Origin of the sequence: Virgibacillus sp. LDC1, assembly GCF_025792345.1 — a bacterium.
Lineage (GTDB): Bacteria > Bacillota > Bacilli > Paenibacillales > Paenibacillaceae > Paenibacillus_AQ > Paenibacillus_AQ lautus.
The window spans coordinates 474,056-499,120 of sequence record NZ_JAOXLZ010000006.1 but is presented as its reverse complement, the minus strand read 5'-3'; the positions used below and the strand labels follow the sequence as shown (position 1 = coordinate 499,120).

18 protein-coding genes are annotated in these 25,065 nt (G+C 51.6%); 5 read left to right on the top strand and 13 right to left on the bottom strand.

Annotated elements, in window-relative coordinates; genetic code table 11:
• Positions 1 to 3,216: an efflux RND transporter permease subunit gene (locus OHJ21_RS30060; RefSeq protein WP_486022028.1), complete on the top strand. Its 3,216-nt coding sequence runs from the start codon at positions 1 to 3 to the stop codon at positions 3,214 to 3,216.
• 76 nt (positions 3,217 to 3,292) lie between these two features.
• On the opposite strand, the gene OHJ21_RS30055 is transcribed toward OHJ21_RS30060, so the two are convergent.
• Entirely contained in the window at positions 3,293 to 3,970 is a 678-nt protein-coding gene (locus tag OHJ21_RS30055; protein ID WP_100540980.1) for a TorD/DmsD family molecular chaperone, read from the bottom strand.
• 341 nt (positions 3,971 to 4,311) lie between these two features.
• Between OHJ21_RS30055 and moaA the strand changes: the two genes are divergently transcribed.
• Positions 4,312 to 5,316, top strand: coding sequence for a GTP 3',8-cyclase MoaA (gene moaA, locus OHJ21_RS30050; RefSeq protein WP_100540982.1), 1,005 nt, complete (start codon positions 4,312 to 4,314; stop codon positions 5,314 to 5,316).
• A 145-nt stretch (positions 5,317 to 5,461) separates the two neighbouring features.
• Here moaA and mobA read toward each other — a convergent pair whose 3' ends face one another.
• On the bottom strand, positions 5,462 to 6,118 hold the full coding sequence (gene mobA, locus OHJ21_RS30045; RefSeq protein WP_100540983.1) for a molybdenum cofactor guanylyltransferase: 657 nt from the start codon (positions 6,116 to 6,118) through the stop codon (positions 5,462 to 5,464).
• Between the two features lie 191 nt (positions 6,119 to 6,309).
• Here mobA and OHJ21_RS30040 point away from each other — a divergent pair, with 191 nt between their 5' ends.
• A complete protein-coding gene (locus OHJ21_RS30040; RefSeq protein ID WP_394059545.1) occupies positions 6,310 to 7,545 on the top strand; it encodes an MFS transporter in 1,236 nt (411 codons plus the stop codon).
• A gap of 152 nt (positions 7,546 to 7,697) precedes the next feature.
• Here OHJ21_RS30040 and OHJ21_RS30035 read toward each other — a convergent pair whose 3' ends face one another.
• Positions 7,698 to 9,416 carry a glutamine--tRNA ligase/YqeY domain fusion protein gene (locus OHJ21_RS30035; protein ID WP_100540984.1) on the bottom strand — a complete coding sequence of 573 codons (1,719 nt, stop codon included), beginning with the start codon at positions 9,414 to 9,416 and terminating at the stop codon, positions 7,698 to 7,700.
• 276 nt (positions 9,417 to 9,692) lie between these two features.
• On the opposite strand from OHJ21_RS30035, the gene OHJ21_RS30030 reads away from it, so the two are divergent.
• On the top strand, positions 9,693 to 9,947 hold the full coding sequence (locus tag OHJ21_RS30030) for a DUF2164 domain-containing protein (protein ID WP_100540985.1): 255 nt from the start codon (positions 9,693 to 9,695) through the stop codon (positions 9,945 to 9,947).
• A 41-nt stretch (positions 9,948 to 9,988) separates the two neighbouring features.
• Complete coding sequence (locus tag OHJ21_RS30025; RefSeq protein ID WP_076323950.1) at positions 9,989 to 10,537, top strand: GNAT family N-acetyltransferase; 549 nt, start codon at positions 9,989 to 9,991, stop codon at positions 10,535 to 10,537.
• 232 nt (positions 10,538 to 10,769) lie between these two features.
• Here the strand turns inward: OHJ21_RS30025 and OHJ21_RS30020 are convergent, their stop codons facing one another.
• From OHJ21_RS30020 to OHJ21_RS29975, 10 genes are all read right to left on the bottom strand, one after another.
• Positions 10,770 to 11,429 carry an MOSC domain-containing protein gene (locus OHJ21_RS30020; RefSeq protein WP_100540986.1) on the bottom strand — a complete coding sequence of 220 codons (660 nt, stop codon included), beginning with the start codon at positions 11,427 to 11,429 and terminating at the stop codon, positions 10,770 to 10,772.
• Between the two features lie 221 nt (positions 11,430 to 11,650).
• Entirely contained in the window at positions 11,651 to 12,148 is a 498-nt protein-coding gene (locus tag OHJ21_RS30015) for a GNAT family N-acetyltransferase (protein ID WP_100540987.1), read from the bottom strand.
• 82 nt (positions 12,149 to 12,230) lie between these two features.
• Positions 12,231 to 15,608, bottom strand: coding sequence for a GH36-type glycosyl hydrolase domain-containing protein (locus OHJ21_RS30010; RefSeq protein ID WP_486022025.1), 3,378 nt, complete (start codon positions 15,606 to 15,608; stop codon positions 12,231 to 12,233).
• A 40-nt stretch (positions 15,609 to 15,648) separates the two neighbouring features.
• Positions 15,649 to 17,814: a glycoside hydrolase family 3 N-terminal domain-containing protein gene (locus OHJ21_RS30005; RefSeq protein ID WP_100540989.1), complete on the bottom strand. Its 2,166-nt coding sequence runs from the start codon at positions 17,812 to 17,814 to the stop codon at positions 15,649 to 15,651.
• Between the two features lie 200 nt (positions 17,815 to 18,014).
• On the bottom strand, positions 18,015 to 18,776 hold the full coding sequence (locus tag OHJ21_RS30000) for an alpha/beta hydrolase (RefSeq protein WP_326110976.1): 762 nt from the start codon (positions 18,774 to 18,776) through the stop codon (positions 18,015 to 18,017).
• Positions 18,777 to 18,800: 24 nt separating this feature from the next.
• On the bottom strand, positions 18,801 to 19,802 hold the full coding sequence (locus OHJ21_RS29995; protein WP_100540991.1) for a LacI family DNA-binding transcriptional regulator: 1,002 nt from the start codon (positions 19,800 to 19,802) through the stop codon (positions 18,801 to 18,803).
• A gap of 41 nt (positions 19,803 to 19,843) precedes the next feature.
• The gene (locus tag OHJ21_RS29990; RefSeq protein WP_100540992.1) at positions 19,844 to 20,662 is read right to left on the bottom strand and encodes a carbohydrate ABC transporter permease; all 819 of its coding nucleotides are present in this window, start codon (positions 20,660 to 20,662) and stop codon (positions 19,844 to 19,846) included.
• Between the two features lie 51 nt (positions 20,663 to 20,713).
• On the bottom strand, positions 20,714 to 21,619 hold the full coding sequence (locus tag OHJ21_RS29985) for a carbohydrate ABC transporter permease (RefSeq protein WP_207797550.1): 906 nt from the start codon (positions 21,617 to 21,619) through the stop codon (positions 20,714 to 20,716).
• 111 nt (positions 21,620 to 21,730) lie between these two features.
• On the bottom strand, positions 21,731 to 22,984 hold the full coding sequence (locus tag OHJ21_RS29980; protein ID WP_486022021.1) for a sugar ABC transporter substrate-binding protein: 1,254 nt from the start codon (positions 22,982 to 22,984) through the stop codon (positions 21,731 to 21,733).
• A gap of 448 nt (positions 22,985 to 23,432) precedes the next feature.
• Positions 23,433 to 24,686 (bottom strand): MFS transporter, encoded by a 1,254-nt coding sequence (locus tag OHJ21_RS29975; protein WP_486022019.1) that lies wholly within the window; start codon positions 24,684 to 24,686, stop codon positions 23,433 to 23,435.
• Positions 24,687 to 25,065 lie beyond the last annotated feature (379 nt).

Below are 25,065 nucleotides of genomic sequence, written 5' to 3'. Positions count from 1 at the left end.
ATGAAAGGAATTATCAATTTCTCGCTGCGCAACAAGTTTGCGATCTGGCTGCTGACCATCATCGTCAGCTTCGGTGGGTTATACAGCGGACTGACGATGAAGCAAGAAACCATTCCGGATATTAACGTCCCGTTCTTAAGTGTCACCGCGATCTATCCCGGTGCAGCCCCTGAAGGTGTTGTGGAGGATGTCACCAAACCGCTTGAGACGAGACTCCGCAATATCGACGGCGTCAAAACCGTAACCTCCACTTCCATGGAGAATGCAGCCAATGTCATGGTTGAGTTTGATTATGGTAGTGATCTGGACAACGCTACGGCTGCTGTTCGTGAAGCCATTAACGAGGTAAAGCTGCCCGATGACGCCCAGAAACCTACCATATCCAAATTCAGCATGAGCTCCATGCCGGTTGTCTCCCTAAGTATTGCGAACAAAGACAACATGGCATTGGATGAATTGACACGCATTACAGAGAATGACATCGTTCCGGAGTTGGAGGATTTGGACGGAGTTGCTTCCATCCAGGTAGCCGGACAATTCGTGAACGAAGTACAGCTTAAGTTTAATCAGGACAAACTGAACGAGCTCGGCCTGACGGAGGATACCGTCAAAGGTATCGTGCAGGGTTCCGCGCTGTACGTTCCGCTCGGCATGTTCGAAATGGAAAAATCCCAGAAGGCTGTTGCCATTGATGGCGGCATCATCGGCATTGACGATCTGAAGAATATCGCTATTCCGGTTATTCCGGGTGGCGGCGGCGCAGATGCATCTGCCGGAGCGGGTGCTCCGAATGCCGGGGCAGGTCAACAGCCATCGCAGCAGCCTACCGGTGACGCAGCTGGGGCAGGTCAACAAGGCGCTCCTGGAGCCGGTACGGCTGCCGGAGGACCAAGCGGTGCTCCGGCCGTTCCAACCGGCATTCCAACCGTAAAACTCAGCGAGATTGCCAAAATTGAAGTTATCGGAACCTCGGAATCCATCTCCCGCACCAACGGGAAGGAATCGATCGGTATCCAAATCGTGAAAGCCAACGACGCCAATACGGTTGACGTTGTCAATCAGGTCAAAGACAAGGCCGAAGAATTGAGAGGCCTTTATCCGGGCATGGATCTGACGATCATGCTGGACCAAGGCAAGCCGATTGAAGACTCTGTTCATACGATGCTTTCCAAGGCATTATTCGGCGCGCTGTTCGCCGTTCTGATCATTATGATCTTCCTGCGCAACATCCGTTCAACGATTATATCGATTATTTCGATTCCATTGTCCTTGCTGATTGCGGTTCTGTGCCTGAGACAAATGGATATCACCCTAAATATGATGTCGCTCGGTGCCATGACCGTTGCCATCGGCCGGGTTGTCGATGACTCGATCGTCGTAATCGAGAATATCTACCGGCGTATGTCCCTCTCGACCGAGAAGTTGACGGGCCGAGCGCTCATTAGCGCTGCTACACGTGAAATGTTTGTACCGATCATGTCCTCCACCATCGTAACCATCGCGGTATTCCTTCCGCTTACCCTGGTCAGCGGTATGGTCGGAGAGCTGTTCATGCCATTTGCATTGACGATGGTCTTCGCACTGCTCGCTTCCCTGGTCGTGGCGATCACGCTTGTGCCCGCCATGGCGCACAGCCTGTTCCGCAAAGGCTTGAAGAACAAACATGATCATGCAGAGAAACCGGGCGCAATGGCCCGCGGATATCGTTCCATTCTGAAATGGACGCTCAATCACAAAGCCATTACATTCCTGGCAGCCATCGTATTATTGGCAGGAAGCTTGTTCCTGACGAAGTACCTTGGAGTTAGCTTCATTCCTGAACAGGAAGACAAATATGCCATGGTGACATATTCCCCTGAACCTGGCGTCATGCTGGAGGATGTAGAGGAACGCGCATTACAAGCAGAGAAATTGATCCTGGATCAGCCTGGCGTGCAAACGATGCAGTACTCCATCGGGGGCAGCAATCCGCTTGGCATGGGATCGGCCAATTCCGGATTGTTCTATATTATGTATGACCCGGACACGAAAAACTTCGAAGATGTCAAAAAAGCGCTTGTCGAGGATCTTGCTAAGGAAGTACCTGATGGTACTTGGTCCAATATGGACATGGCGGCCGGCGGCTTTGGCGGCAGCCAGTTAACGGTTAACGTCTTTGGCGATTCTCTGGAGCAGATCAAGCCGGTGGCTGATCAAATCGCAGAGCTCGCAAACAAGGATACCGCAACCTTTGATAATGCAGAAACCAGCTTGTCCGATGCGTTCGAGCAGTATACGCTGGTTGCCGACCAAGAGAAGCTAAGCTCCCTTGGCCTGACAGCAGGACAACTCGCGATGAAGCTGGCTCCTGTACGGGAACGTCCGGTCTTGACCGAAGTCAAAATTGAGGACAAGACTTACAATGTTTACATTGAGACGGACAGCAAAACCTATAAGAGCATTAAGGAAATCGAGAACGAAACCGTCACCTCTCCGCTCGGGATCGAAGTACCGATCAAAGATGTGGCCAAGGTGGAAAAAGGAACGACTCCAGATTCCATTATGCGCATCGACGGGAAAATGGTTGTGACCGTCACAGCCGATATCTTGTCCAGCGATGTTGGTTCGGCCTCCACCAACCTGGAGACTGAAGTGAACAAGCTTGAGCTTCCAGACGGCGTATCCGTCCAGTTCGGAGGCGTCACCGAGCAAATCAACGAAACCTTCGGACAGCTTGGACTCGCTATGCTGGCAGCCATTGCGATTGTATACTTTGTGCTTGTGGTTACATTCGGTGGCGGTCTCGCACCGTTCGCCATCCTGTTCTCACTGCCGTTCATTGTCATCGGAGCCATTATCGGCTTGCTCGTCACAGGCGAGACATTGAACGTGTCTGCACTCATGGGCGTACTCATGCTGATCGGTATCGTCGTGACCAATGCGATTGTATTGATCGACCGCGTGATCCATATGGAACGCGAAGGAATGAGCACCCGCGAAGCCCTGCTAGAAGCCGGGGCTACCCGTCTTCGTCCAATCTTGATGACGGCACTCGCAACCATCGGCGCTCTCCTGCCTCTCGTATTCGGCTGGGAGAACAGCGCAGGCATCATCTCGAAAGGTCTCGGCATTACGGTTATCGGCGGTCTGATCAGTTCGACGCTGCTCACGCTCGTAGTGGTACCTATCGTGTACGAGTTCCTGATGAAGTTCAGCAAGAAAAGAATCGAAGATTAAGTAGAACACCAAAGCCCCGGCTTCCTACACTAGGAGACCGGGGCTTTTTTTGATGACGATGATGTTGTCTTGCTCGCTAATGTACCAGCACAGCTTCCCTGGAATGCTTCCACGTCTTCAGCATGTTCAGATCCTGTGCGAGGAACTCCTCCAGCAGACTGAATACCGACTGATACAGCGGACTTTTCGTGGATTCCTTCAAATCTTTGCAGAGAGATGGCACCCATGACAACAGATGCTCCTCCAGAAACTTCTCTTGAACCTCCATCAATTGCAGCATGCTATGTTCACAATACGTATTGTTCAGCATACGGTCATGAAGCAGTGTCATAAATTCCAGTTCAATGGCTATATGATCGTCCGCTTCGCCGTGCAGTTTATTAAAGGCAACACCGACGGATGCATAACAATCGGCTAAATCCTGAGCGCATCCATCCTTCGTATAATGAGACTCTGCCGCCTGACGCTGTTTGGACTGCTGAAGCAATCGACGGTATTCCGCCCCTTCATATTCGCAAATCCGAACCAATTCCTCAGGTGAGCGTCCACATAAATATGTCATCAGGTCCGTACCGGCCTTCGAACATTCCGCAGCCTTGCTAATTCCACTTCCGCGGCTCCATTCCGCAATCATAGACAAGCTGGGCCAATTGCCCAAAAAATCAATCAGCAGCTCGTAGACCGTCCCCCGGTTTTCAAGCCATCTGTGACAGACGTCAGGCACCTCCAAAGTTTGAACAGGTGATATCGCCATATCGAACCTCCTATTGGTAACCTTTCTTGTTGGATGTGATATCCTTGACAGTATATCTTAGATGAACGTCTAATGAAAGCAGTTTGAAATGATTTCCGAAAATTTCGGAAAAATCAGGAAACTTTCGGAAATCTAGAATGTCACTACTCGCTTTCAAGGGGAGAAAGCTTTTGTCCACAGCTTCAATATACTGGATCCCGAAAGCGTTTTCTGTGATTCTTCTCACAAAACAATGGCCGTTTTGCCGCAGCTTGTCCTGCCGGCATGACCCAAAAGGTGCATTGACTCCCGTACGGGGAATAGCTACAATGTGACCATGCATGCTATAAAGGGGGATTTCCATGATCGAACCGCTTAAAGATTCTTTCGGTCGGGTCCATGATTATATTCGTATCTCAGTGACGGATCGATGCAATCTTCGTTGTGTCTATTGTATGCCGGAAGAAGGGGTGGAATTCCAACCTCACGATCAGATTATGAGCTATGAAGAGATCGCAGCGATCATGCGCGTCCTTGCCCCTATGGGCGTCTCCAAAGTACGCCTTACCGGCGGCGAGCCGCTGGTGCGCAAGGATCTGGAGTCCTTGGTCCATATGATTGCTTCCATTGATGGAATTCAAGATATTTCCCTCACCACCAACGGGATCATGCTCCCATCCAAAGCTCGTCTGCTTAAGGAAGCGGGACTTACCCGAATCAACATCAGCCTGGATTCGCTTCATGAGGAGCGATACGCCCGCATCACGCGCGGCGGTCAAGTGCGCAAAGTGCTGGAAGGCATTGAAGCCGCTTATGAAGCCGGCCTGGATCCCATCAAACTGAACATGGTGTTAATGAAGGGCTTCAACGAAGACGAGATTCGCGACTTTATCGCGCTGACGCTCGATCGTCCCCTTCATGTCCGCTTTATTGAATACATGCCGATCGGCCAAGCATCCGATGCCTGGCGAGATTCATATATGCCGCTGAGCCGGGTATCCGAAGTGTGCCAGGAGGCGGGTTGGACCATTCAAGAAGAGCAGGGGCCATCCGGCAATGGGCCCTCACAAAATATGAAGGTGGTTGGAGCTACAGGAACCTTCGGTCTGATCCATCCGGTCAGCGATCATTTCTGCGATTCCTGCAACCGCCTCAGGCTGACGGCTGACGGCCACATCAAAGCTTGCCTGTACTGGTCCGACGAATTTAACGTGCGCCGCGTCGTCGATGATCCTTCCGCGGTGGCGAACCTGTTCCGCAAAGCGCTGGGCGCCAAACCGCTGAATCATGAAATGGCGCTCGCGCTCGAGAAAAAAACGCAAAGCCATACCCCCACCGTCCGGCGTATGTCACAGATCGGCGGATAAACCATCTGCTGTGCGTATAATAGCCGAAGGCAGTCGTTTTATCTATATTAAAATCCCCGCCAAGCATTTAGATGGCGGGGATTTTTTTAGGATGAGTACCGGTTTCATCAACCTTTGCACCTTGATGCTGCTATGAGAAACTCTACTATTGTTCCTCAGGAAAGTCCGAGTTCAGCAGGCCGCCTGCTGCCTCGTATTCCCCAGGCGTGTTCATATTAAATAAAATCCTGCGCGGATCAAGGCCCGTCATTGCCTCTAATTGCTCCTCGTGCACGAAGACGGCATCCAGCTCCTGCACCCACTCTACCATGCGCAATTGTCCCTTGATCAGCCTGCGTTCAAGGCCTTCTGCGGTTTCTTTGCGATAAGCCGCCAGCAGCGGATGCACCCTACCATCTACAACGGGGATGACCGCGGCGGCTGTGTGCTGCTTGTTCGCCAGATCCAGTAGTCCCCGAAGGAAACGCTCATGGATATGGGGCATGTCGCACGCAGCAACCATGTTCCATGTGCTTTGGGATGACTTGAGCGCTGCATGGAGTCCCGCCATCGGGCCTTGCCCGACATAAAGGTCGGGAACGCATTCCAGTCCGAGAAATGGATAAGAGTCCGGGGCATTGGTGGATAGGATTACCCGTCCGCTAACCTTGCCAAGCGCCTGAACGGTTCGTTCGATTAGACTCATTCCCTCTATGGGCAGCAGCGCCTTGTTTCTCCCCATTCTCCGGGAGGCTCCACCTGCAAGCACGATACCCGTCACCTGGTCCGGCGGAAGGCCGACATCTATGGGTTGACCGCTCATATGCTCTACCAGCCTTTCTTACACGTTGTAAAAAAACTTGATTCAGTTTATAGGTTAATAACCAGAATAATGGAAAATCATTTAAAAGATGGTTTGTATCCCTTTTCAATGCGTGATACATTGAAAGGAAAGCGGCTTATTTTTCGTTGCCGCGATTTTGGATTGCATTCGGTTTGAAAGGAATGACCTACTTGCGGAATATGGACAATGCTCAACCTTCGCTGACATCGCTCAAGCTGTTCAACTTCTTCATTTACGGAACCATGGTCATCTTCACCGGTTTCTTCCAGTTATATTTGCAAGACATCGGCATGAGCAAAATCGAAATCGGCAGCCTGATGGCCATCGCGCCATTTGTGTCCATCTTCGCAAATCCGTTCTGGGGATTCTGGGGTGATCGGGCAGCCAACATTAAACGCGTGCTGCTGATCATGATGACCGGTACACTGCTGCTGGTTCAGTTCGTATTTCAGGCGAATACCTACGCAATGATATACATGACGATGATTTTCTTTTATTTCTTCCAGACTCCGATGTTCTCACAGACGAATTCGCTGATTCTAACCTATATTGAGGGGACGCAGCAAAAATTCGGTTCGTTCCGGCTATGGGGGTCCCTGGGGTGGGCGCTGACGGCAATTGCTGCAGGACCTGTCATCGACCGGCTCGGATCGGGACGCATCTCCATCGTGTTCTCGATCATGCTGCTGGTGGCGGCGTTGTTCATGTTCACACTGCCCTCCATCCAGAAAACAACGGCGTCGGCATCGGTTAACCTTAAAGGACTCAGCAGGCTGTTCCTGAATTCCTATTTTGTCTGGTTCATTCTATTAGGCATCATGGTATCCATCCCGAACACAGCCAATAACACCTTTATGTCCCTATACATTCTGGAGCTTGGCGGTACCAAGCAGATGGTGGGCCTGGCGATCTTCTTCTCGTCGATATTCGAAGTGGTGATCTTCATTCTGTTTGACCGCTTCCTGAAGCGTAAAATCAATGTCCTGGTCGGCTGCTTGACGATTGTCAGCCTGCTCTTCGCCCTCCGCTGGCTGCTGATGGCGGAAGCCAACAGCGCGCTGGAGGTGGCCTTCATCCAGCTGCTGCACTGCGTAACCTTCGGCGGCTATTTCTATGTCGGCGTACAGCTGACGATGCTGTTTGTTCCGACGCCGTATCGCGCTTCCGGACAAGCGATCTATACCTTAAGCTGGAGCGGCATATCCGGCGTCATCGGCGGTCTCGCCGGCGGCTGGATGTTCCAAAACTTCGGGGCGCAGATCATGTACTGGACCGGCACGATGCTTGCCATTGTGGGGGCCATCGGCTTTGGCTGGATGTGGTACAACCTTCGCAAGCACGGGTATCAGCCGCTGCATCCGGACGATCCCGAAGGCGACGAGATCGAGGAGTACGCGGCGAGTTAGAACGTGGTTTGTACGCAAGCCATTCCAATTGCAAGCTGGTATCACCGTAATATAACAAGACTCGAATGAATCCTGTAACGGATCTTCGAGTCTTGTTTACGTTATAAGGGCGCGAGAGACATCTTCTACGCCGTCCATGCGGTTTATGTTGATTAGCTCTTCGGAAGCTGGAACGAGCTCTTCAGGGAGACCACGCGGTTAAATACCGGACGTCCTGGCTGCGAATACTTCGAGTCGACGTTGAAATATCCATGGCGGAAGAACTGGAACTTGTCCTGCGGTGCAGCATCCTTCATATTCGGTTCCACGAATCCTTGCACGATTTGCAGCGAGTTCGGATTGATGTCGTCCAGGAAAGACTTCTCGGCAGTTGCTTCTTCCGCTTCGCCTGCAACCTCCTGCACCAATTCGGCTTCTTCCTCTTCGTCCTTGAACAGCGGTTCGAACAGGCGGAATTCGGCAGGCACGGCCTGCGTGGCCTCCACCCAGTGAATCGTTCCTTTCACCTTGCGTCCGGTAAAGCCACTCCCGCTCTTCGTCTCCGGATCATACGTACAGTGGATCTCGATGACCTTGCCGTTCTCGTCTTTGATCACGTCATTGCACTTGATGAAATACGCATGCTTCAAACGCACCTCATTGCCCGGGAACAAGCGGAAATATTTGCTCGGAGGATCTTCCATGAAATCCTCTTGCTCAATATAAATCTCGCGCGAGAACGGAATCTGGCGAATCCCCATCTCTGGATTCTCCGTGTTATTCTCGGCATCCAGCCATTCGATCTGACCTTCAGGGTAATTCGTAATGACCACCTTCAGCGGGTCCAGCACAGCCATCGTACGCGGCGCCTTCAGCTTCAGATCCTCACGGATAAAGTGTTCCATCACTTGGCGGTCCACCGTGCCGTACGCCTTCGAAATCCCCGTCTCAAACACGAAGTTGCGAATGGCTTCAGGCGTATACCCCAGTCGGCGAAGTCCGGAGATCGTCGGCATGCGCGGATCATCCCAGCCGTCCACAACATTCTCGTCTACGAGCTGCTTCAGCTTGCGTTTGCTCGTAACCGTCTGCGCCACATTCAGACGCCCGAATTCATACTGATGCGGCGTGCTGTCCATCTCGCATTCCGCCACGACCCAATCATAGAATGGGCGTTGATCTTCAAACTCCAGAGAGCATAGGGAATGCGTAACCCCTTCAATGGCATCCTCCAGCGGATGGGCAAAAGCGTACATCGGATAAATGCACCACTTGTCGCCTGTATTGTGATGATGCGCGTGAGAGATACGGTAGATGACCGGATCCCGCAGATTGATATTCGGAGAAGCCATATCGATCTTGGCGCGCAGCACGCGTTCGCCGTTGGCGAATTCCCCTTTGCGCATCCGCTCGAACAGATCCAGATTCTCTTCCACGCCGCGATCCCGGTAGGGACTATTTTGCCCAGGCTCGGTCAGGGTTCCGCGCGTTTCGCGGATTTGGTCGGCGGATTGGTCATCCACGTAAGCTTTCCCTTTCTTAATCAGCAGCACCGCACGGTTGTACATCTCTTCAAAATAATCGGACGCGTACCGCAGCTCTTCCCAATCGAATCCGAGCCACTTCACGTCCTCCTTAATGGAGTTCACATACTCAATGTCTTCCTTCACGGGGTTCGTATCATCGAACCGCAAGTGCGTCCGTCCGCCGAATTCATCGGCCAGCGTGAAATTGATCCATATGGCCTTGGCATGTCCAATATGCAAATAGCCGTTCGGTTCCGGCGGAAAGCGGGTAACGATTTCCTTGACTTTACCGGACTTCAGGTCTTCGGTAATAACATTTTTTATAAAATTGGAGGGGGTGCCCCGATGGTTCTCCACGTTGATCAACCTTTCGTCCTGTAATTTCTGTCTATCTCCTGTATAAACGTGTTTCCCTTAAATATACCTGTAATGCCGCGATTGTTCAAGGAATTCGGCACTTCCGGACCGCAAGCTGCCGACTTGGGATGAGGATTCATATAAGCAGCCCGCTCCCAGCTTTAAACCTGCGCACAGAGATCCTCCCACAACCGAAAATGCCGGTGAGAATCGTTTTGACGGGGGCTTTTCAATAAGGTAGCATGGAGAGAAAAACAGCGATGGAAGGAGGCCTGCAATCATCTTATGAAACCTCGTAAATTCCCCAAAGAACAACGTGAACAGCTGATTGAACTGGTTCAGGAATACTTTGAAACGGAGCGCGGGGAAACCCTCGGCCATCTGGCAGCAGAAGGGGTTCTTGATTTTTTCATGGAAACCTTAGGGCCGCATCTATACAATCAAGCGCTCAGCGACTGCAGAACGGTTGTTAATCAGCGTATGATTTCCATTGAAGAAGATATTTACGCATTGGAGCAAAAAGTGAAGCGGACACGTTAAAGCTACATATACTTCACGATGGAGAACAAAGGAGATACCGTATGTTTGGATACACTTTAGATGACCATGTTGAATTGCGCCCGCTTGCCATCGAGCATGCACGGGCGATGTTCGAAATTACCGATCGGTCCCGGGACCGTCTTCGCAAGTGGCTTCCGTGGGTGGATGCTGTTACCGAGGTCAACGATACCGTCAATTATATCAAAGGCGCCATGAAGCAAGCGGCCGAGAACGGCGGCTTTTCGGCTGGCATCTGGGTCCGCGAGGAGCTGGCAGGCACCATCTCGTTTCATGAGATTGATTGGAGCAACCGCTCGGTCAGCATCGGATATTGGCTGGATCAGCATTTTACGGGGCAAGGGTTGATGACAAGCGCATGCCGGGCGTTCACCGATCACGCGCTGATGCGAATGGGCCTGAACCGGGTGGAGATTCGCTGTGCAACGGCCAACCATCGCAGCCGGGCCATTCCGGAACGGCTGGGGTTTGTCCTGGAGGGAGTCATAAGGGAAGCCGAGAAGCTCCCCCAAGGCTATGTCAACCATGCGGTCTACGGCATGATTCAGAGCGAATGGAAGCGGATGAGGTAATGCGCGATAACGTTCTAAGAACGTCCCATCGGCGCTTTTTCGCAGAACACAGGCCGCACTTAAAAGGATGTTTTTCCTGCAATTATTGAAATTGTTCAGCTTCACTTAGCACTAGAATCCCAACAAAACCGGCTTGTATCCTACGATCAGGACGCAAGCCGGTTTTTGTTGTCTGTATATGTTCCAGGACGTAGGATAACCTTGGCTAAGTGCTTGGCTGGGAGCCCGCGTCTCACTCCTGATGGTCCCGCAGGATCTCCAGCCATTTGCCGAATTGCGCCTTCAGGCTGGCTGACAGCGCATCGATCTCCAGCATGCGGGACAACCCGCGTTCATCCTTCCGCCCATCCTTCATCATTCGAAGCACGTCCAGCACCGTGATGCCGGAAGCATGGGACTCAAGCTGAGCGACCACGGAATCGGCATGGACGTCCCCTTCCTCCAGGACTCGAAAGTAAAACCCGCTGTATCCCGTATTCAATACTCTTGCCGGCATGTCTTTAACGCCATGCTTTTGCGACAGCTTAAAGCAGGGATATCGAGGCTGGCTGACCTGCACCACCGCGTCGCCTATCCGGTATACATCCCCGATGCAAACCTGATCCTCCAGCATCCCCCGCAGCGTCAGGTTTTCGCCAAATGCAGCATACTCCATCTGTTTGCCCAAGGACTGTTCCCAATAGGGATAATGCTCAGAAGGATACGCGCACACCGCCTTATCCACGCCGCCGTGATTGACGAGATCGGCCTGACCATCCCCTTGGAAATTCAACGCACTTAGGAATAAGGGGCCTTCCACAGGCTGCTTATAAATTCCGGTAGACAGGTCCTTTCCCTGGTAATCAACCGTTACAGGCTTTCCCACATTCAGCGATACAATGCCCATGGTCATGGAAAATAACCTCCGCCTTCTTTTCTTTTCATCTACTATATGCAATAGCGTGTACCCTTGTCCAGAAGCCGTTTTAAGTGGCGGGCCAAATAACATAAGGCCAACCAGAAATCCCTGATTGACCTTAACATACGAAACAGCCCGGCAAGCTGCCGGACTGTTCAACCCTATGACTCCTCTCTGCCGCACGTTAACCGGCCTAGAGGGATATCATGATGCGATCATGATAAGAAGCAGCACATTAAGATATCATCGACGTAACGTCCATCCACGTAAAACTCCTGAATCAGCCTGCCCTCTTCCTGAAACCCGCAGTTCCTGTAAAAAGAGAATGCGCCCGGATTGCTGGACAGCACCCGCAGCCTCAGCTTCGAAATGCCTTCCACGCGCGCCATATCCTTCACGGCTTCAATCAGCCGCTGCCCGATGCCCTGCCGTTGATAGGCAGGGTGAACCGCGATGTTCAGCTCCAGCACGTGACGATTACTGCGAAGGCTTGTGGGCGACCGGAATCCGATGTAACCGCACAATTCTCCCTCATGCAGCGCCACGAGCTGTGTGCCTGGCGGACAATGCAGAAGATACTGATCTCTTGAGGTCCACTCCAATGGGGCAGGGGCCGTATTGCGATCCCATACCAGTTCGTCGAGTTCCATGAGTGCAGCAGCATCCTTCATCTCGGAGAACCGGATGGTCAATGTCTCTTGACGGGTCTTCATCGCCATCCCTCACTTTGATAACCATTCTCTCTATTATATCAGACCGGTTTGCTTCTTGCAGACGAGGTTCACGGGTTAGGAATTATTGTTCATGAATAGAGGTGTAAATATCCACGACACAGCCGGTGTCGCCCTCTCCGGCCAATCGTTTGAAATCCGCACCCGCAATACGAACGCCGCCTGCGCGGTATCGGTTCCGGATAGCATCCACTGCCACATCCTGCCCGTTAATCGTGATACGGGTCTGCTCGGCGCGAACCACGTGATAAATGAACGTTACCGCTATCCCCGCATAGTTGAATTGGAACTCCAGGCCATCCAGCGTCTTCGGCAGGACCGGATCAATCACCAGGTCTCCTCCCGCTTCGCGAATGCCAAGCGCATTGGAGATCAGCTGGTTCATGTAGATCCCCGGACCGCTGGAATAAATCCGCCAGCCGCCTTTGACAGGCACGCGTCCGCTGCGCAGCGCATCAAACGATTCCTGCGCTTCATAACGCGTGTTGAACTTCCCGTCCGAGCTGCTGAAATACGCATTGCTCTGACGCAGTTCCGCATTCGGCACAACCTCGGTAATGCCGATCGGGTTGATGCGCTCCAGCCCGCTCCAAACCTCGCTGTTCTTGCCGAGCTTTGCCATCGCCTCCACATAACGGATGTGCGCATGCACATATTGAAGGCCAACCTCCCGGCCAAAATTCGCCGCCTGCTCCGCCCGCTTAAAGTGCGTACTGACGCCGCCGGCATATACGGCCGGGCGGTTCATCAATCTCACGCCGTCCGGACAGAACAGCTGCTCACGGATAATTTCATAATGGCTTGCTGCCTGCTCCGGCGTCAGCAGCTCGCTGATCATGCTGCGCGTCATCGGAAGCAGCCGGTACTGGATTCCCGTTTCCTCATCGGACGGATGCAGCAGGAATCTGCTTTGCTCCTTGCTCTCCATATAGACAAAGCCCGGAATGACTTCGGAGTTCAAGATATACGTATTGAAATCCCGCTGAATTCCTTCCGCGAGTTCCCCCATGGCATCGGACATCACTTGGTCCACACCCTCCATAACGCGGGAGAACTGGTTCAAGGTCTGATAGGTCAATGCCACCGTCCAGCTGCTGACCATGAACTGCTTCAGCTGCGCGTTAGCCGGCTGAAGCGTATCGTCCCAATCCCCGTCTCCATATGAAGACAGATAGGTGTCATGCAGGAAATGATTTTGGATATAGGCCATTTGCTTCTTCACATGCTCAAGCACGGTATACGTCTGCTCCGTAAAATCAAAGCTGTGTTTTCTTGTGTAAGGAACAACCGACTCCAATATGCTGTAATCATGCGTAACGGCCAAGTAATCGCCCAGCACCTTAAGCGGCCATACGATAATATCGCCGTGGCTCTCTTCCTGCTGAATATGAGCATATTGATCAAACATGAACCATTGCGGCCAATTTCCGTCATCCTCATACTGGTGGGAATACACTTCAAGCAGGATCTCGCGTACCTGCTCGTATTTATGCGTAGCCATGAAATATTCGACAGGCCCTTGGCATACATCGCGCGTTCCCCACGCTGCGCCGCCGTATTGTTCCAGGCCGTGCGGTACCGAATAGTGAACGAGCATGTTATGCGTATACCACCAGGCCAGCGCATTTACCTTGAACAAGCCGTCTTCCTGCCCATTCTGCCGGCTCAGATGAAACCCGTTCATGACGGACGCATAGAATGAGCGGTAGCTTGCAATCTCTTCATCGGCTTCCCGCGCCACTAGCGGAGCGCTCGCTGCATCAAGGCTGCCTTGTACCGTCATGGTCCATTCCGTACTCTCGCCAAGCTCAAGTACCGTTAGGGAGGCACTGCCGGGCGCGATATGGCTTGCCAGACAAGTTTCGTCCTTAACCTGCATATCGGCTCCCGTCACGCCAAGACGATAATGCAGTTCCTTGTACACGGAAGCGCTGAGCGATGCCGAATCGGCACGGAAAGTCAGAATGCCGTCTTCCTGAACCATTTGATACGGCACTTCATATTCATTGACATCCATCGTGATCTGCATGGTGACCAGATAACGATAAGCCCTCCCGCTCTCGGAACGGACTTGAAGCGTAACCTCCGGAGCCGCGGCAGACGTGAAATTGGTGATGATCAGCATGTCGCTTTCGGTCTTATAATACCACCGTACATAGTTAAAGCCGATCTCGAACACGGACGGCATCGTCAACAGGCGGTACTCTCCGTCCATCTCGACATAAATCCGCTGTCCGGATGTCCTAGGCACGTTCAGTGCGTTTCGCGCATGACTCATCATTTTGTTAAAGTTCGTGTTCCCCGTCACCAGCTGGGAATTAAACACGCCGTACATGTAAGAGGTTGTCGTGATGACAGGACTGCCCAGCTTTACATTGTTGCCGCTCATCAAGATATGGCCGTGCGGACGCTCTACGCGGAGCTCCTTCTCCTTCATGACGATATGCTCATAAGTATCCGTGAAGAACGAGAGCAGTTCTTCCCCGTCACGCTCCTCTTGGCGGCGTACAGGGTACAAAGCGTTCAGCTCGTCTTCCGTCAGCGGCAATGTGCGCAAAGGTTCCCCGAAGCGCTCGGATCGCTCGATCCGGGGCAGCGAATTGCCCGTCTCCGTCAAGCGGCGCGCTTCAGCCTGCTGCCACGCAGCCTGCAGCTCATCCTGGAATTCAAGCGTTGTGACCGCATCCGGATGATTCTCCTTAAACAAGCCGTAAAATACGAACCGTGCCGTGCCATTCAGCGTTACGCGAGGGGACTGCAGGGCGGTATAGGCAAACTCATATTGATAGACCTCATTCGGCAGGCTCTCCTTGGATAAAGCCTCAGCCCGGTTCGTCTCTTTATAAGAAAGACCAAAGAACTGAAAGCCATCCGTTGCATACCCGACGGCAGAAGTCAGCGCTCCTTGTTGAAGATAAGGGAATACGCCTCCCTGCGGCTGATTTTGACGGGAGCATACGACATACCCCAGATCTTCCTTCTCGAACACAGCATGGTCGATGTATTGGGACAGATAGGCTTCATTGTTTCGAACGGCGCCCGGATGGGCGATGCCGATATCCTGCCCATACACGACGTCGGCTTGAATTCCTTTCCCCTGGAGCTCGACGTCCCAGAACCATGCGCCGGTATCCGTTGGGGTAAACAGAACCTTATAATCCACTCCCTTGACGCTGCCTTCCCATATCACCCGGTTATCCGCATGAGTGACCGCGCTGTTAGAGTGTACCCCGAGCATAGGAACGGCCTCGATGCCGCTTTCGGTATGGATTCTCAGAAACAAATTGTTGAGGGCGCCATCAATCGAATTGGAGAGCAGCTGATTGATCATCGTCGTACCGTAAGTGGCTTGATAAAGATCACCGCTAGGCAAAAAGGAAAACGTCAATTCTCCCGCCTGGAGTACAACTTTTGCATCGTTCATTACATGATTGGCTGTCACAAGTTTCACTTCCTATTCTGCGTAAATGATGTGAGTCGTGTTATTTCCGAAGCCGAAAACGTCTGGTCTCCGTGTCCCGGCTGTTCTTTCCGACCATGATGTCGAACTCGCCCGCATCGCTGGTGAAAGACAAATCCGAGTGATGATAGCGAAGCTGTTCTTCGGTCAGCGTAAACGTGATTTCCTGGCGTTCGCCCGGCTGCAGCAGCACCTTGCGGAAAGCCTTCAGCTCCCTGACAGGTCTAACGACCTCACCGGATCGGTCTCGGACGTACAGCTGAACGACTTCTTCACCAGCCCTGTCGCCGGCATTCGTTACCGAAACCGTGATTTCAAGCGGGTGATCCGGGGACATTTCTTCCGCCGACAGGCTCATGCTCCCATAGAGAAAATCCGTATAACTGAGGCCGAATCCAAACGGAAGCAGCGGCTCATTCGGAATGTCCAAATATTGCGATACATAGCGTTCCTGCGCATCCGGCGCATCCTTTGGCCGCCCGGTATTATAATGGTTGTAGTATACAGGCACCTGTCCGACGGAGTAAGGGAACGACATGCTCAGACGTCCGGAAGGGTTCTGCTCCCCCATAAGCAGTGCAGCTACGGCCGCTCCGCCTTCACTTCCCGGGAACCAGGCTTCCAGTACGGCATCGACCTCATCCAGCACGCCGTGCAGATCCAGCGGGCGCCCGTTGAACAATACGGCAACCATCGGCTTCTCCAGCGTTTTCAAATGCCGGATCAGCTCGAGCTGCGGCTGCGGCAGGGTTATAAACGCACGGCTGCCGGCTTCTCCGCTCATCTCGGAATCCTCGCCCAGCGCCAGCACGATCACGTCGGATGCCTTCGCAGCCTTCATCGCCTCATCCAGCTGCTGTCCGGTCATAGCGCTCACGCTGCAGCCCTCGGCTACCGTCAGCGCGCCGGAAGGCAGCTTGGCGTGCAGTCCCTGTTCCAGGGTTACCGCATCTTCCTTGGAGCCTGTCCATGACCATGGCCCAAGAATATCACCGCTGGTGGCGAACGGACCGATCAATGCCACATGCTGCTCACCGCGCAGCGGCAGTAGCGAGTTGTTTTTCAGAAGAACGCAGGATTTCGCCGCGGCCACCCGGGCTGCCTGGCGGTGTTCTTCGCAGAACACAATCTCCCGCTCCGCCTGTGGATCGGCTCCCCGCACAGGGCGGTCGAACAGTCCAAGGCGCTTTTTCAATGACAGAATACGCAGCACCGCTTCATCGATCAGGCTCTCGTCTACCCGGCCTTCTCGTACCATGTCCGGTAAATGATGAACGTAGCTGGACGTCATCATCTCGATGTCCACGCCCGCTTCGATGGCTCTTAACGCTGCCTCTGCCTCGTCCTCCGCTACCCCGTGAGGGATCAGTTCTTTGACCGCTCCCCAATCGGAGATCAGCACGCCGTCAAAGCCCCATTCGCGGCGCAGCAAATCGCGCATCAGCCGTTTATTGCCCGTAGCCGGTATGCCATCCACGGTATTAAAGGCGGTCATGACCATCTCGACACCCTCATCCAGCGCAGCCTTGTATGCAGGCAAGTAATATTCCCGCAGCTGACGCTCGGACATGTCCACCGTATTGTAATCGCGGCCGCCTTCGCCTGCTCCATACGCGGCAAAGTGCTTCACGCAAGCGGCCAGCCGGCTGAGATCCCCGCTCAGGTCATCCCCTTGGAAACCTCTGACAAAGGCTCTGGCAAATTCACTGTTTAAATAAGGATCTTCACCGGTCGACTCCATCACCCGTCCCCAGCGGGGATCGCGCACCAGGTCCACCATCGGTGCAAAAGTCACATGCAGGCCGGATACCGCGGCTTCGCGCGCAGCGATTTCCGCACTCCGCTCCGCGAGGCTAGGGTCCCACGAGCTCCCCATGGCGAGCGGCACCGGGAAGATTGTTTTAAAGCCGTGAACGATATCGGCCATCATCAGCAGTGGAATTTTCAATCGATTTTTACGCAAATGTGCCTCTTGGACGGCTATCACTTCCTCCGCACCCGCCAAACCCAGCACGGAGCCGGCATTACTTACGATGTCATCGGTGATGCCAAGCGATTCCATCGGTCCTGTAATCTGCCCCGATTCTTGAGCACCTTCGAAAAAAGGGACGGCCAGTTGTATAAGCTGCGCAATTTTTTCCTCCAGCGTCATCTGCTCTACCAGAGAAAGTAGTTGTTGATCTGCCATTTCCCATCCTCCTTTGTCATTGCCATTCACTTTATCGTTAATTCGAAACGTTTTGATTTTCTGAAATCAATCATTATTTGTTATATAATCATATATTCCATAAAGGTTTTTTGCTTACTAATCAACCATTTAAAAAACGATGAAATCAGCGCTAATTCGTGCATCTAATCGAAACGTTTCAATAGATGCGGACAAAAAATTCAGGGCAGGGGCAGCCAATCCAGCACACGCTGAATTTTGCGATCCCAATATCCCCATTCATGACCACCGGGTTCTTCCTCATAGGTGATGTGAAGCCCCAGGCTGTCCGCATATCGTCTAAAGGTTTGGTTATCGTTATACAAAAAATCTTCTGTCCCGCAGCACTGGTACAACATCGGTTTATCCCCTGTATATGCCGCGAATTCCGTGGCCAAAAACAACAAATCGTCCCGGCTCCCCCGTAAACCGTCGATATGGCCGAAGAGGGTTCGAATTTCTTGCTCCTGAAAGCCCGGTCCTGCAGCACGACTGGCGAGATCCAGCCCACCCGATAGGCTTGCGCCTGCCGCATAACGATCCGGATAACTCATGGCCAGCTTGAACGCTCCGTAACCCCCCATCGAAATTCCGGCGACAAAGGTATCTTCCCTTCGTCCGGACACCGGAAAAAAGGATAGAACGAGCTGTGGAAGCTCCTCGCTCAGGAAGGTAAAGTAAGGCAAGCCGTTTGCCATGTCCATATAATAGCTTCGTCCGACTCCCGGCATCACGAGCGCGATGCCTTTATTCTCGGCGTATCGTTCGATGGACGACCTGCGCATCCATTCGGTCTGATCCGCTCCTCGGCCGTGAAGCAAATAAAGCACCGGCAGTTTCGAAGAAGAACCGTACGGCATCAAAGCGGCTTGCGGTAGAAAAACCTCGATGCCTGTAGACAGTTTCAGTGTTTCGGAATAAAAATTACACGTGATCCATGCCAAGTTCCTCATCTCCAATCCGGTCCGTTAATTCTCTACTTTGCTCTTTCCTGCAGATGCCCGTTCCATCATCTCGGTCGTCAGCATATAAGACTGCTTCACGGATTCACCGCCCAATATTTGAAACAGCAAATGGGCTGCAAGCGATCCCGCCTCGCTCTTAGGCTGCTTGATGGTGGTTAGCGGCGGATTCACGTATTCGGCTAATTGAATATCGTCATATCCGATGACGGATACATCATCAGGCACCGATATGCCGCTCTCCTCAAAAGCCTTCAATCCTCCGATGGCCATCTCGTCGTTGCCGTAGAACACCGCCGACGGGAGCGACCCCTGCATAATCATCATCTTGGTCGCATTGTAACCGCCCTCGCGCACGAAGTTTCCGCTGAGACGCCATTTCGACTGTTCCTCCAGCCCTGCCTCGGCAAGTGCCCGTAAATATCCCTGATAACGCAAATGGTTATCGTACGAATCCGGCGAGCCGCTGATGTATGCCACATGCCGATGGCCGTTCTCAAGCAGATAACGGGTGGCCGTGTATCCTCCTTGTTCCCCATCGACCAGCACATTGACCAGGTATTCGCTGCACAATGGACGATCCATCACGACAATCGGAAATTGGGGACCCGAGGTCTCGATCAGAACTTCATCCCGGATATTAGGTGCAAGTATGATGGCACCGTCCGCCCTTTTCTCTCTCAGAAATTTAACCGCCGTTGAATCTCTGCCACCCATCGAACTGCAGGCGATCAGATCATATCCGTTGGTTAAAGCGACTTCCTGTACGCTTCGGATCAGCTCAGAATAATAAGGCCCGGATAGATCCGTGAGAATAAGAGCGATTGTCTTGGTGCGGCTCCGCTTCAAATCCATGGCAAATCCGTTCTTCCGATAATTCAACTGCCTTGCTGCATCGAGCACCTTTGATCTTGTCTTGGAACTCACTCTGCTGTCGCCGCTTAACGCGTATGAAGCCGTTGACAAGGCGACTCCAGCGAGCTTTGCCACATCCTTTATCGTTGCCATTTCCTTTCGCCCCTTCTACTACTTAAAAAACTCTATCTATTTTATTTCATGCCAGAGATCGTATATCCTTCAATAATATGTTTTTGGAAGAAAGAAAATACGATGATAATCGGAACAACCATAAATGCAGCGCCTGCCATCTGGAGGCCGAAATCAGATCCGTGCTGCCCTTTCAGAAGCTGCAGACCCACCGAAAGCGTATAAAGCTTTTGATCGTTTGCCATAATGAGAGGCCACAGGAAGCTGTTCCAGGCGCCAATGAACGCCAAGATTCCCTGTACAGCAAACACGGGCTTCGTGATCGGAACGATCAGCTGGAAGAAGATCCGCAGCTCCCCTGCTCCATCAAGCCTCGATGCTTCAATCAGATCCGTTGGGATGGTGGACATAAACTGTCGGAATAGAAAAATACCGAAAGCCCCGACCAAGCCAGGCAGCACAATGCCTGCCATCGTGTTGGTCAAGCCCATTGCATTGATCAGCAGATATACAGGGATCATGGTAACTTGCCCCGGAATCATCATCGTTGCCAGCACCAGATAGAAAAGCTTCTTATTGCCGGGGAACTCGTATTTAGCGAATGCATATCCTGCAAGCGCATTGAGGAACAGACCGACAAAAGACCAGAACACAATGATAAGCGTATTTTTCAGGTATACGATAAAGTCCAGCTTCGTAAATAAATCCACATAATTTTCAATCGTAAATTCTTTCGGTAATAACGTCGGCGGAACCGCCGTAAATTCATTTTCCGGCTTGAATGAGGACGTGATCATCCATATAAACGGAATCATCATGAGCAGTCCCCCTGCAATGAGCAGCACCGTCATGACTGTTTTCTCAATTCTTTTAGCTGCCATACCCTGAGCCTCCTTCAGTTACGATACGGAACATTACCTTGAACCTGAACCTTAATATTCGACATCTTTCTTCTTGACTGCGAATTGTACGACCGTTACAGCGATAATGATGATGAAGAGCACAAACGATCCTGCAGCCGCATAACCAAAATTGCTCAGCTGGAAGCCATTGTTATAAATAAAGAGAGCCATCGACATCGTGGAATTAAGCGGTCCGCCCTTGGTCATAACCAGCGGCTCTTCGAAGAATTGAATCCAGCCGATCAGCGTCGTAATGGTGACAAAGAAAGTCGCAAAGCTAAGCAGCGGAACCGTGATATACAACAGTTTCTTCCACTTGCTCGCACCATCGATCTCCGCTGCTTCATAATAGGAGCGTGGAATGCCCTGCAGCGCAGCAAGGAAAATGATCATATTGAGTCCGATGGATTTCCATACGGCCAGCAGAATCAGCGATAGCTTGGCTAGTGCCGGATCTGTCAGCCACTGCTGAGCCGGAACCCCGAACCAGGACAATATATGGTTAAAGAGGCCGTAGTGGCTGTTATACAAGTAACCCCAAACAACCGCGACCGCTACAATATTCGTAATGGAAGGCATATAATACACGACGCGGAAAGTCTTAAACAACCATCCCGTGCCATAGTTAAGCAGCAATGCAGCGCCCATGGCAAGCATTACGACAAGCGGAACTCCGATAATAACATAGAACATGGTGTTAAACATGGATTTCAGAAAGACCGGATCTTTAAATACATTCATAAAATTATCGAAGCCAACGCCTTCAATGTTTGAATAATTAGCGAGACCGGCAAGGTCAATATCCGTGAAGCTGATGACAAGCGCAATGATGATCGGAATGATTGAGAACGTCAGAAGCAGGACCAGTGCGGGCGCAATAAACATATAAGGATACTTATATTGGTTAAAGCGCTTGATAAAGTTCTGCAATGTCATTCACCTCCTGCAAGTGTGGGTTTCCTCAATTAGAGAATAACGCTCTTTGGAAGCAGTCAGGCTTGTTTCATCCTTCGGAGAAACAAGCCGGGCTGCGTTAAGACGCACTCTTTATTTTTTGTTTAGAATTTCAGTAGCTTTCTGATTCAAAAGATCCATTTCTGCTTTGATGTCAGCTCCGCCAAGGGTAATTTTCTCAAATGCCGCAATGGCTTCTTGGGAGATAGCATCCCACTCCTTAATGAACGGAACAGGCTTAGCGCTTTCGAGCTGTTTTCCGAAGGTAGCAAAAATCGGATCTTCAAAGCGTTGGTCTTCCCATGCACTCTTAACAGCAGGCAGGTTTTTGGCCACATCATAGTTGGTCAGCTGCGATTCTTTTTCACTCATGAAGGAAATGAATTTAACGGCTTCATCTGCATTTTCGGTTGTGTTGAATACCGACATGTTCGCTCCACCGAGGAACGATGCATTGTTTTCTTTAGCCGGAAGTGTTGTCGTAGCCCATTTGCCTTCAATCTCAGGCGCCTTGTCTTTAACGCCCTGAATCATCCAAGGACCGCTGATAAACATCGGGAATTGCCCGTCTTTAAATGCGGCAAACAGATCCAAATCGCTGGCAAGCGGCGTCATACCCGTATCGTAGAAGCTCTTCAGGTATTCCATGGCTCCCATGAATTCCGGCTCGTTAAAATGCGGGGTCCGGTTCTCATCGATCATATCGCTTCCATTCTGCCAAGCAAACATGGACAGATAGTTCATGTCTTTAGCATCAACGGTAATAGCGTAATTGCCGTCTCCTCTAGCTGCCAGTTTCTTGCCGGCATCCTTCATTTCATCCCAAGTCTTAGGACCTTCCGGATAGCCTACTTCAGCCAAAATGTCCGTACGGTAGAACAGTACGCGCGTTTCCACATACCATGGGATGCTGACAACCTTGTCATCATAACTCATGGTTTGCACAGCACCGTCAAAATAATTTTCCTGCTTCAAGTTTGGATACTGCTCAAGATACGGCGTCAGATCGAGCAAAGCTCCAGCCTGAGCAAACTCTGGAATCCAGGTTGTTCCCATCTGCACGACGTCAGGGCCGCTTTTGGATGCAACCGCTGTTAGCAGCTTGTCATGCGCGCTGCCCCAAGGAATCAATTGAACGCTTACTTTAACGCCTGGGTTCTTCTCTTCATATTCCTTAATCAGAGTTTCGTCTGATGTGTCACCCATCAACCAAACTTTCAGCTCTTTCTTGCCCTCGCCGCCTGCGCTGCCTCCGTCTGCTTTCTCAGACCCGCCCGAACATCCGGCTAATACGACGGAGAACATCAGCAATGCTGCCAACGTCCACAATATTGATTTTTTTCTCATTCTACATTCACCCCGTTTTTAATGTTTACCACCATGCGAAACGTAATGCAAAACCGAATTGAAAGCACTTACTTCGAAACGTTTCGATTTTATTCGAAAAAATAAAGACGCCGGATAAAGGTCGTTTCTATAATCCTACTGTCTCTTCATTCCCCCTATAAAGCACCTTTCCATGGTCATCCTAGGGATAAACATGCTCTTGTGTATTCATAATAAAAAGATTGCTTGCTTGATATCTTCAAAAAACGCATTCTGTTTTGAAACGTTTCGACAAGTTCATTATAGCTCCCTCTGAGAGCGATTTCAATATCCTTTTTATTTTTTTGTAAGGCGTTTCTTTGACAAGGGGTGTAAGGCTTGAACCGCGGACAAAAAAGCAGCAAGCTCCGAAGTAGGCCTGCTGCTTCATCCTATATCCTGGAATTATTCCAGCTTTTAAAAACTTGGGCTAGGCGTTAAGGTGACCTGCATTCTTGTCATGACCGTCATGATGCAGCGGGATGTCCTTACTAAGCCGGGCATGTACCGCAAATGACAGAAATGACAACACGGCAACACCTGCAGCCAACCATGCCACCGGCGTCAACCCGCCGCCGTCATACATCGTTCCCATCGCATATGGCCCAATCACCCGGCCCGCGGCACCCAAGCCGCCTGTCACGCCGATATAGAACGGAGCGGCTTGTCCTGCGCGATCCGAGATAAAAGCCGGGATCGCAGGCGAAATCAACATCTCGCCCAATGTGGCCAGCACCATTGCGAGGATCATGCCTGGATAACTGTGCACCGTCACGATGACGACATAAGCTGCCAGATAGAACAAAGCGCTTGCCGTCATCTGACTGCTCTCCGTACGGGCCGCCCAGCGCTTAATGGCATTCGTGACCGGCTGCGCGGCAAAAATCAAGATCCCGTTCAGCGTCCATAAATAACCGTATGCCGTCTTGGACATTCCCTCCGAGATGATAAATGGAGACACCCCTGTGTTCCAGATGGAATTACCGAACCACAGGAAGAGCGAACCCAATCCCATAAAGAGATAGATTCGGGTGTTCCCGAGCAATGCCCAAGCCCCGGGGCCCGCCGGCAGCGGACTCTTAGGCTGCGGATGATGGGCTTCTTGCGATACGCCCGTTCCCCCCAACTTCGTCAAGTAGGACAGGAAGAAAATCGCAAATCCGAAGGACGTGACACCGTTTAAGATAAAACTTAAATGATAGGATATCTCCGCCAGGAAACCGCTCATGGCCGTTCCCAAGGCTACGCCGATATTATTCGCGACATAGATGACATTAAACAGTTCTCCCCGCCGATCGGCAAACCGGAAGCCGATAAATGCCTGAATGGCCGGCATCGATACCGCGTTACAGAATCCGATGAAACCCATCATCGCGATGAACAAACCCCATAGTCCATTGATGAACGGAAGGGTGAACAACCCGAGCGCATTCAGCAGCAGCGAGCCCACAATGAGCTTTTTCACCCCGACCCGGTGATACAGCGCGCCGCCAAGGAGTTGACCGGCGATCCCCCCCATCGACTGAATCAGAATGACAAAGCCTGCATCCTTCATGCTGCGTCCCAGTTCATCGAATACATACATCGTTGTCAGCGGCCACATCAAGGACCCGCCTGCAGAGGCAACGAGACTTGCAACAAGAAAACCTTTTACTTCCTTAGGGTACTGCTCCAACCATTTCATGTTTATTATCTCCCAGCAGCCTCGTTAGCAGTATATTTACGCATATAACCTAAAATAGCCCCACAAAGTGGAGCCTACGCTCCGATGCTTATTCCAAATACTTTGCGGGGACCCCAAAAAACTTTATAAATTTTAATATGTTAAAAAAAAGCCCACTTGGGCTTTTTCTAATTCTTCTTGAATAAAGAGGCGAACGCCATCTTTTTGATGCTCCAATAATCCTGTAAGAATGAACATTGCTTGTCATTTCTTATCGCCCAAATCCTAGTATCGCTTGATAGATCCATTGTTAGCAAGCACACTCATTGACGCTTTACCATAACAGCGAATGCCGGGCCGCTGCTGCCATATCGGCCCTTCCCTAACGAATCTCGGGCGC